The organism is Kitasatospora sp. NPDC059973, from assembly GCF_042737525.1.
Classification (GTDB): Bacteria; Actinomycetota; Actinomycetes; order Streptomycetales; family Streptomycetaceae; genus Kitasatospora.
Genome location: NZ_JBHWUI010000259.1, coordinates 1 through 7,781, shown reverse-complemented (window position 1 = coordinate 7,781; position 7,781 = coordinate 1). Strand labels below are relative to the sequence as shown.

Here is a 7,781-nt window from a genome sequence, read left to right as displayed (position 1 = left end):
CCACCACCTACAAAAACCCACTCATTTCCGTCGCCTGCTTCATTTTTTTAAAACCCACCGGGGGCTGGCCGCCCCCTGGGGGCCCCCCCCCGCGCGGGCGCGGTGGCGGACACTCAGGCCGGATAGCCGATCGAGCCCAGCGGTGGGCAGGGGATGAGTGTGGTGCCGGCGCCGGGGCGTTCGACGAAGGCCCTGGCCTCGGCGGCCCGTTGGCGTCGGGCCTCCAGCTCGTCGGCGTGCCAGGCGTCGATCCGGGCCCGGGGGTAGTCCCACGAGTCGTCGATGAGACTGAGGCTGGTGTTGCCGGCGCTGCGCTGGAACTCCGCCTTCACGACGGCTTGTTGGAGCGCGGTCTGGACGGCGGCGAGATCGATGCGGGTGATCAGGACGCCGAGGGTGTTCGGTTCACGGGTCGGCATGGGGGCCTGCGGGAGCAGCGACACCCCGGTGTCGAGGCGGCCGATGTTGTCGACGCTCGAGTCCTGGGCCTCCCGCACCGTGATCCGCATCTCCCGGTGCAACCAGAAGAACTCGTCGAGGTCGGCCTGGGTGATGCGCATCCGCTCGTACAGGGCACGGAAACGGGGGTCCTGGTGCAACGGGACCAGGACAGCCGCGTGGAGTGCCACGCAGTCGTTGAAGCCCCCTGCCACGGCGGCCTCAAAATGGAGGATGGCCAGTTCCGCGTCTCCCTGCGCGCACGCCAGCTCACCGAGGCTCGCACGGCCCGACGCGGCGAGCCACGCACCGTCGGGGCCGAGCGCCGCGGCACGCGCGACGAGGTCGTGGAGGCCCCTGGTCCCCGCCACGGCGGGTCCCTTGGTCAGGAACTCCACCAGCACTTCGTGCAGACGGGTGGCCAGTGAACTGACGGTGTCGACCATGGATCTCCTCGGGCCTCGGTGTTCATGTGGGGAGAGCTGAGGGGGCGTCGATTCTGCGGCATCCCCTGGAAATGACGGGCGGACGGGAGGAGCGGTTCCCGCCGCCGGGACCCGTCGGGCAGGAGAGCGGGCCGAGAAGGAGAACGCCCTCCTCCTCACCGCGGACAGCACGACGATGCCGGGCCCCCGGCCGCATCACGCCCCGATCCGGCCGGAGGCGAACCGCGCACCGTCCCTTCCCCCTGACCTGAGCCCAGACTAATCTCCCCATCACCCGATGGATCAACCGCTCTTGGCCGGGCGAACGTTGTCCGATGCGGCGCCAGCCTCATTCATTCGCTCGATGAATGGCGATCAGCTCGCGGTACCAGGCGTACCAGGCCTTCGGCGTGCGCCGCTGCGTCTCGAAGTCGACGTGGACCAGGCCAGAGCGTTGGTGGTAGCCCTCGGCCCGTCGGACAGGCTGTCTTCTGTACGGCCCCACCCGAGCGCCCGCCAGCGACGGGCTGACCCCCGGCTCGACCCCCGGCTCGACCCCCGGTCCGCCCCCGGGAGCGACGCCCCGCGCGACTCCGGACGCGTCTGCGCGGGGCCCTCGGTCGGGCCGCGGCGGGTTTCTTCCGGCGGCTGAACATTCGTTGACCTGGTTCGGGTCAGCTGCCAGGCTGTCGGACGTGAGCCAATCCGAGCGCCTTGTGGGCCGCCTGCACGTCGATCTACGACGACACGCGAGCGCCATCTGTGCTGTCTGCCACTGACCGACGCCCCTTGTCGCTGACGCGCTCCTCTCACCTGTCGGCCTGAACCGGCACGGTCGCCGTACCGGCACGGTCGCCCTGACGTCGCGGCCGCAGCTCCGGGCTGTCGCCGTACCCGGCCGTGCCGTCCTGCGCAGCCTCCGCGCCCCAGGCGCCCCGCCCTGGCCCTGTCCGCCGGGTGCTCTCCTGTTCACCACCAGCCGTTCACCCGCCTCGCCGCGTGACGCGCAGCCCTGCTGCGCGTCCCCGTCGGCGTACCCTGCCGACCCCGCAAAGGACCTCCCCATGCCCCTGACCTCATGGCCCGCTCCCCCACCCACCTCCCGACGCCGGTTCCTCACGCTGGCCGCGGTCGCGGCGGCGGCGGCCGCCTGCGGCCGGGCGACGGCGGCCGGCGGCGCCGAGACGAAGAAGCTTCGCTACCAGGGCTGGGTCGGGCAGGTGACGTTGCCCGAACTCGCGGAGGATCTCGGCTACTTCGGCGACGTGAAGCTGGAGTGGGTGGGTAACACGATCAGCGGCCCGCAGGACATCCAGTCGGCGGCGACCGGGCAGACGGACTTCGGCGGGGCGTTCAACGGCGCCGTCGTCAAGCTGATCGCGGCCGGGGCGCCGGTGAAGGCGGCGATCAGCTACTACGGCGTCGACGCCGCCTCCTACAACGGCTACTACGTGCTGGAGGACAGCCCGATCCGCTCCGCCCGGGACCTGGTCGGCAAGAAGGTCGGGATGAACACGCTCGGCGCCCACGTCGAGGCGGTGCTGGACACCTACCTCCAGCGCAACGGCTTCGCCGCATCGGAGTTGCGCCGGGTCGAGCGGATCGTCGTGCCCCCGGTCAACACCGAGCAGGCGCTGCGCCAGAAGCAGATCGAGGTCGCCTCGCTGGGCGGCGTCCTGCGGGAGAAGGCGCTGGCGGCGGGCGGGATCAGGCCGCTGTTCAGCGACTTCGACCTGCTGGGCGCCTTCAGCGCCGGCACGTACGTGCTGACCGACAGGTTCCTCAAGCAGAACCCGACCACGTCGAGGGTCTTCGTGACGGGGGTCGCGAAGGCGATCGAGTGGGCCCGGGCGACGCCGCGCGAGCAGGTGATCGCCCGCAGCACGGACATCATCAAGCGCCGTGGCCGCAACGAGGACGTCGCGGCGCTCCAGTACTGGAAGTCCTTCGGCGTCGCCGAGCCCGGCGGCCGGATCACGGACCAGACCTTCCAGCTCTGGATCGACTGGCTGACCGCCCACGGTGACATCAAGGCCGGGCAGGTCAAGGCGGCCGACCTCTACAGCAACCGGTTCAACGGCTACTCGGCCGCCTCGCCCACTCCCACCGCCGGGAGCTGAGCCCGCGATGACCGATCACATCAGCCTCCGCCAGGTCACCAAGACGTTCCCGGTCCGGGGGCGTGCGGGAGACCGCCCGCCCTCCGGGTTCGTCGCCCTCGACTCGGTCGAACTCGACGTCGCCAAGGGCGAACTCCTGACGGTCGTCGGACCAAGCGGCTGCGGAAAATCCACTTTGCTGGACCTCCTCGGGGGTCTGACGGCGCCGACCTCCGGCGAGATCCTCCTCGACGGTCGGCCGGTCACCGGCCCGGGGATCGACCGCAGCATCGTCTTCCAGCAGTACGCACTGCTGCCGTGGCGGACAGCCCAGGGCAACGTGGAGTTCGGCCTGGAGGCCACCGGCGTGGCGAGGCGGCAACGGGCCGCCAGGGCACGGGAGTACCTCGACTTGGTCGGTCTCACCGGCTTCGAGGACCGCCACCCGCACGAACTCTCCGGCGGCATGAAGCAGCGGGTCGCGATCGCCCGCAGTCTCGCGTATGACCCGGCCGTCCTGTTGATGGACGAGCCGTTCGCGGCGCTCGACGCGCAGACCCGCGAGTCGCTCCAGGACGAACTACTGCGGATCTGGCAGCGGACGGGCAAGACCGTCGTGTTCATCACCCATGGCATCGAGGAGGCGGTCTACCTGGGCGGCCGCGTCGCGGTGCTCACGTCGCGGCCGGGCCGGGTGAAGGAACTCGTCCCGATCGACCTGGGTGAGCGTGCGGCCGGTCACGACCTGCGATCCAGCCCGGAGTTCGCCCGCTACCGCCACCAGATCTGGAGCCTGCTGCACGACGAGGTCAGCCGTGCGCAGCAGTTGGAGAGAGAGGTCAGCCGCATATGAGCACCGATCTGAACCCGCGCGCGGCGGTGGACGTGCGGACGGTCCCCGTCGGACCCCGGCCCACGGTCGAGCCGGCCCCAGTCGGGGTATCAGCCCCGAGCAGTGCATCGACCCCGGCGCCGGCCCCGGGGGGGACGGCGACCCCGGCACCGGCCGTCCGGTCGAGGGTGCCGCGCCGTCTGCTGCGGCTACTGCTGAGCGGCGCCGCGAAGTCCGTGGCGATCGTCGCGCTGCTGCTGCTCTGGGAACTCGCCCCGCGGTTCGAGCTGGTGGACCCGACCTTCCTGCCGCCGTTCAGCGAGGTACTGGGCGCCTGGTACGGGCTGCTGCAGAACGGCCAGCTGGCCGACAACACGCTGGCCAGCCTGACCCGATCGCTCAGCGGCTTCGGCCTGGCGGTGGTGATCGGTGTGCCGCTCGGCCTGCTGATCGGCTGGTACCGGCCGGTGGCCAACCTGCTCAGCCCGCTGCTGGAGCTGTTCCGCAACACGGCGGCGCTCGCCCTGCTCCCGGTGTTCGTGCTGATCCTCGGCATCGGCGAGACGTCCAAGATCTCGATCGTGCTGTACGCCTGCCTGTGGCCGATCCTGCTCAACACCATCAGCGCGGTGCGGAGCGTGGACCCGACGCTGATCCGGCTCGCCCGCTCGCTGGACCTCTCCGCGCCCCGGCTGTTCCAGAAGGTGATCCTGCCCGCCTCGGTGCCGGTGGTCTTCACCGGCGTCCGGCTCGCCGGGGCGGTGTCGATCCTGGTGCTGGTGGCCGCGGAGATGGTGGGGGCGAAGGCGGGACTCGGCTATCTGATCAACGCGTCGCAGTACAACTTCGCGATCCCGCAGATGTACGCGGGGATCGTGACGATCTCCGTCATCGGGCTGGTCTTCAACCAGCTGCTGGTCGCGCTGGAGCGCCGGTTCACCGCCTGGCGCGCCCCGCTGGGCGGTTGAGAGGCCTGACATGAGTACACGACAGGAGTTCACGGCCGACGTCCTGGTGGTCGGCGGCGGCCCGGCGGCCACCTGGGCGGCGCTGGACGCGGCCCGCGCGGGCGCGGACGTCGTCCTGGCCGACAAGGGGTACTGCGGGACGAGCGGCTCGACGGCGGCAGGCGGCACCGGCGTCTGGTACATCGACCCGGAGCCGGTGCGGCGCGAGGCGGCGATGGCGAGCCGGGAGGCGCTCGGCGGCTACCTGGCCGACCGTCGCTGGATGGCCAGGGTCCTCGACCAGACCTATGCCAACATGAACGAGCTGGCGGACAGCGGGAGTTATCCCTTCCCGACCGGTCCGGACGGCCGCCAGCTGCGGAACGGCCTGCAGGGCCCCGAGTACATGCGCCGGATGCGGATCCGGGTGCGGCGGGCGGGCGTCCGCATCCTCGACCACAGCCCCGTCACCGAACTGCTCACCGCCGCCGACGGTTCGGTCGCCGGTGCTGCGGGCCACCGCCGGCAGGCCGGGCACCCCTTCCTGGTGCGGGCGGGCGCCGTGGTGCTCGCCACCGGAGGCTGCGCGTTCCTCAGCAAGGCACTCGGCACCAACACCAACACCGGCGACGGCGCCCTGTACGCGGCCGAAGTCGGCGCCGAGCTCTCGGGGATGGAGTTCTCCAACGCCTACGGCATCGCGCCGGAGCACACCTCGGTGACCAAGACCGCCTTCTACTCGTACGCCAGCTTCACCACGGCGGACGGCGCCCCGTTGGAGGGCGCGGCCAGCCAGGGCGGCCGTTCGGTGATCGCCCGTTCACTGCTGGCGGGGAACAAGGTGTACTGCCGGCTGGACCGCGCCGACGAAGCGGCCCGACGGGCGATGCGCCTGGCCCAGCCCAACTTCTTCCTGACCTTCGACCGGCTGGGCATCGACCCGTTCACCGACCGGTTCGCCGTCACCCTGCTCGCCGAGGGCACCGTGCGCGGCACCGGCGGCATCCGGATCGCGGGCGACGACTGCCGCACCACCGTCCCCGGCCTGTACGCCGCCGGGGACGCCGCCACCCGTGAGGAGATCTGCGGGGGCTTCACCGGCGGCGGCAGCCACAACGCGGCCTGGGCGATGTCCTCGGGCACCTGGGCCGGGCGGGGCGCCGCCGGGTACGCGCGTGCGCTCGGACCCGGTGCCCATCGTCGTACGCTCGCCCCGGCCGGCCGGGCCGGGCTGCGCCCCACCGGGACGCCCGGCGGGGACGCCCGCGAGATCGTCGCCACCGTCCAGCGCGAGGTGCTTCCGTACGACAAGAACTACCTCCGGCACGGGGACGGCCTCACCGGGGCGCTCACCGTGCTCGACGACGCCTGGGCGCGGCTGCGGGCCGGGCTGCGGGCCACGGGTGCGGACGCGATCCGGGCCCGGCAGGCGGCAGCGCTCGCCGCGAACGCCCGCTGGATGTACCGCTCGGCGCTCGCCCGTACCGAATCCCGGGGGATGGCCCGCCGGCTCGACCACCCCGACCAGGATCCGGCGCAGCACCACCGGATCGCCACCGGCGGCCTGGACGAGGTCTGGACCCGCCCGCTGCCCCGCACCACCACGGAGGTCACCGCATGATCGAACTCGTCTCCCCGGAACGCTGCATCGCCTGCGACAAGTGCATCAAGGTCTGCCCGACCGACGTCTTCGAGCGGGGCACCGACGGCATCCCGTCGATCGCCCGGCAGGACGACTGCCAGACCTGCTTCCAGTGCGAAGCCAACTGCCCGGTCGACGCGCTGTTCGTCGCCCCGTACACCCACCCGCAGCCGCAGGACCCGACCGTCCGCGACGAGCGGCGGCTGACCGAGGCCGGGCTGCTCGGCAGCTACCGCGCGCAGATCGGCTGGGGCCGGGGCCGGACCCCGGGCGCCCTGCGCGCGATCGGCCCGGTCCTGGGGCCGGCCGCTTCGGCCGCCCCCATCACCTCCTGACCGTCCGTACCGCACCCACCGTCCGAAGGAGATCCCCATGACCAGCGTCTTCGAGATCCGCAAGATCGGCGGCCGGATCGGCGCCGAGATCCTCGGCGTCGACACCGCCGCCGCACTCGACGCGGAGACCGTCGGGAAGCTCAACGCCGCGTTGGTGGAGCACAAGGCGCTCTTCTTCCGCGCCCAGCGGCTGGACGACGACGGCCAGACCCGCTTCGCCGCCAACTTCGGCACCCTCACCACCGCGCACCCGACCGTCCCCGCGCTCGACGGCCAGCCGAACGTCCTGGCGGTGGACAGCGAGGACGGCGGCCGGGCCAACCACTGGCACACCGACGTGACCTTCGTCCGTACGCCTCCGAAGGCCAGCACCCTGCGCAGCCTGATCGTCCCGCCGTACGGCGGCAACACGCTGATCGCCAACACCCAGGCCGCGTACCGGGACCTTCCGGAGCAGCTGCGCGAGTTCGCCGACCGGCTCTGGGCCGTGCACACCAACGACTACGACTACGCGCAGGGAAAGGAGTTGGACGCCGCGGACCAGGAGCGCCGCCGGATCTTCACCGCCCGCAAGTACCGCACCGTCCACCCGGTGGTACGGGTGCACCCGGAGAGCGGTGAGCGTGGGCTGTTCATCGGCGGCTTCGCGCAGTCGGTCGTCGGCCTGCCGACCGCCGAGTCCCACGACCTGCTGCGCAGCCTGCAAGCGTACGTGACCCGGCCCGAGAACGTGGTCCGCTGGCGCTGGGAGCTGGGGGACGTGGTGCTGTTCGACAACCGCGCCACCCAGCACTACGCGCCGGACGACTACGACGACCTGCCGCGCCGCCTGCACCGCGTCACCGTCGCCGGTGACGTCCCGGTGGGTGTCACGGGCGAGCCCAGCCAGGTGCTGGAGGGTGACGACGCCTCGCACTACACGTCCTGACCGGCGGCCCGGCCGCGCGGAGGACTCCGTGCGGCCGGGGCGCGGGCGGCGGGGGGGGGGGCCCAGGGCGGCCCAAGCCACCGGGGGGAGGGCCCGGCCCCGGGGTGACGGGCGTACCCCCCCGGGGTAGGTGCG

At 72.1% G+C, this 7,781-nt stretch carries 8 protein-coding genes and 1 pseudogene; 7 read left to right on the top strand and 2 right to left on the bottom strand.

All coding sequences use genetic code 11. From position 1 onward, the window contains the following. Positions 1-113: 113 nt before the first annotated feature. Positions 114-884 carry a hypothetical protein gene (locus ACFWA9_RS36975; protein ID WP_380393570.1) on the bottom strand — a complete coding sequence of 257 codons (771 nt, stop codon included), beginning with the start codon at positions 882-884 and terminating at the stop codon, positions 114-116. Positions 885-1,212: 328 nt separating this feature from the next. After that, positions 1,213-1,335: pseudogene (locus tag ACFWA9_RS36970) on the bottom strand (family 1 glycosylhydrolase); the annotation flags it as partial. Positions 1,336-1,558: 223 nt separating this feature from the next. Between ACFWA9_RS36970 and ACFWA9_RS36965 the strand changes: the two are divergent. The 7 genes from ACFWA9_RS36965 to ACFWA9_RS36935 all read left to right on the top strand — a co-directional run bounded on the left by ACFWA9_RS36965 (position 1,559) and on the right by ACFWA9_RS36935 (position 7,646). Beyond that, on the top strand, positions 1,559-1,642 hold the full coding sequence (locus tag ACFWA9_RS36965; RefSeq protein WP_352296006.1) for a putative leader peptide: 84 nt from the start codon (positions 1,559-1,561) through the stop codon (positions 1,640-1,642). Positions 1,643-1,927: 285 nt separating this feature from the next. Further along, positions 1,928-2,983 (top strand): ABC transporter substrate-binding protein, encoded by a 1,056-nt coding sequence (locus tag ACFWA9_RS36960; protein WP_380393567.1) that lies wholly within the window; start codon positions 1,928-1,930, stop codon positions 2,981-2,983. Positions 2,984-2,990: 7 nt separating this feature from the next. Continuing rightward, positions 2,991-3,815 (top strand): ABC transporter ATP-binding protein, encoded by an 825-nt coding sequence (locus ACFWA9_RS36955; RefSeq protein WP_380393564.1) that lies wholly within the window; start codon positions 2,991-2,993, stop codon positions 3,813-3,815. A 167-nt stretch (positions 3,816-3,982) separates the two neighbouring features. Next, complete coding sequence (locus ACFWA9_RS36950) at positions 3,983-4,762, top strand: ABC transporter permease (protein WP_352295958.1); 780 nt, start codon at positions 3,983-3,985, stop codon at positions 4,760-4,762. A gap of 10 nt (positions 4,763-4,772) precedes the next feature. Then, a complete protein-coding gene (locus ACFWA9_RS36945) occupies positions 4,773-6,362 on the top strand; it encodes an FAD-binding protein (protein WP_380393560.1) in 1,590 nt (529 codons plus the stop codon). Next, positions 6,359-6,718, top strand: coding sequence for a ferredoxin family protein (locus ACFWA9_RS36940; protein ID WP_380393557.1), 360 nt, complete (start codon positions 6,359-6,361; stop codon positions 6,716-6,718). The genes ACFWA9_RS36945 and ACFWA9_RS36940 overlap by 4 nt, the downstream gene beginning before the upstream one ends. Before the next feature lie 37 nt (positions 6,719-6,755). Next, positions 6,756-7,646 (top strand): TauD/TfdA dioxygenase family protein, encoded by an 891-nt coding sequence (locus ACFWA9_RS36935; RefSeq protein ID WP_380393554.1) that lies wholly within the window; start codon positions 6,756-6,758, stop codon positions 7,644-7,646. Positions 7,647-7,781 lie beyond the last annotated feature (135 nt).

Excerpts from the sequence above, each read along its gene's own strand:
- ACFWA9_RS36945 (WP_380393560.1), top strand. The coding sequence starts at position 4,773 with ATGAGTACACGACAGGAGTTCACGGCCGACGTCCTGGTGGTCGGCGGC.
- ACFWA9_RS36975 (WP_380393570.1), bottom strand. The coding sequence starts at position 884 with ATGGTCGACACCGTCAGTTCACTGGCCACCCGTCTGCACGAAGTGCTG.
- ACFWA9_RS36935 (WP_380393554.1), top strand. The coding sequence starts at position 6,756 with ATGACCAGCGTCTTCGAGATCCGCAAGATCGGCGGCCGGATCGGCGCC.
- ACFWA9_RS36940 (WP_380393557.1), top strand. The coding sequence starts at position 6,359 with ATGATCGAACTCGTCTCCCCGGAACGCTGCATCGCCTGCGACAAGTGC.
- ACFWA9_RS36955 (WP_380393564.1), top strand. The coding sequence starts at position 2,991 with ATGACCGATCACATCAGCCTCCGCCAGGTCACCAAGACGTTCCCGGTC.
- ACFWA9_RS36960 (WP_380393567.1), top strand. The coding sequence starts at position 1,928 with ATGCCCCTGACCTCATGGCCCGCTCCCCCACCCACCTCCCGACGCCGG.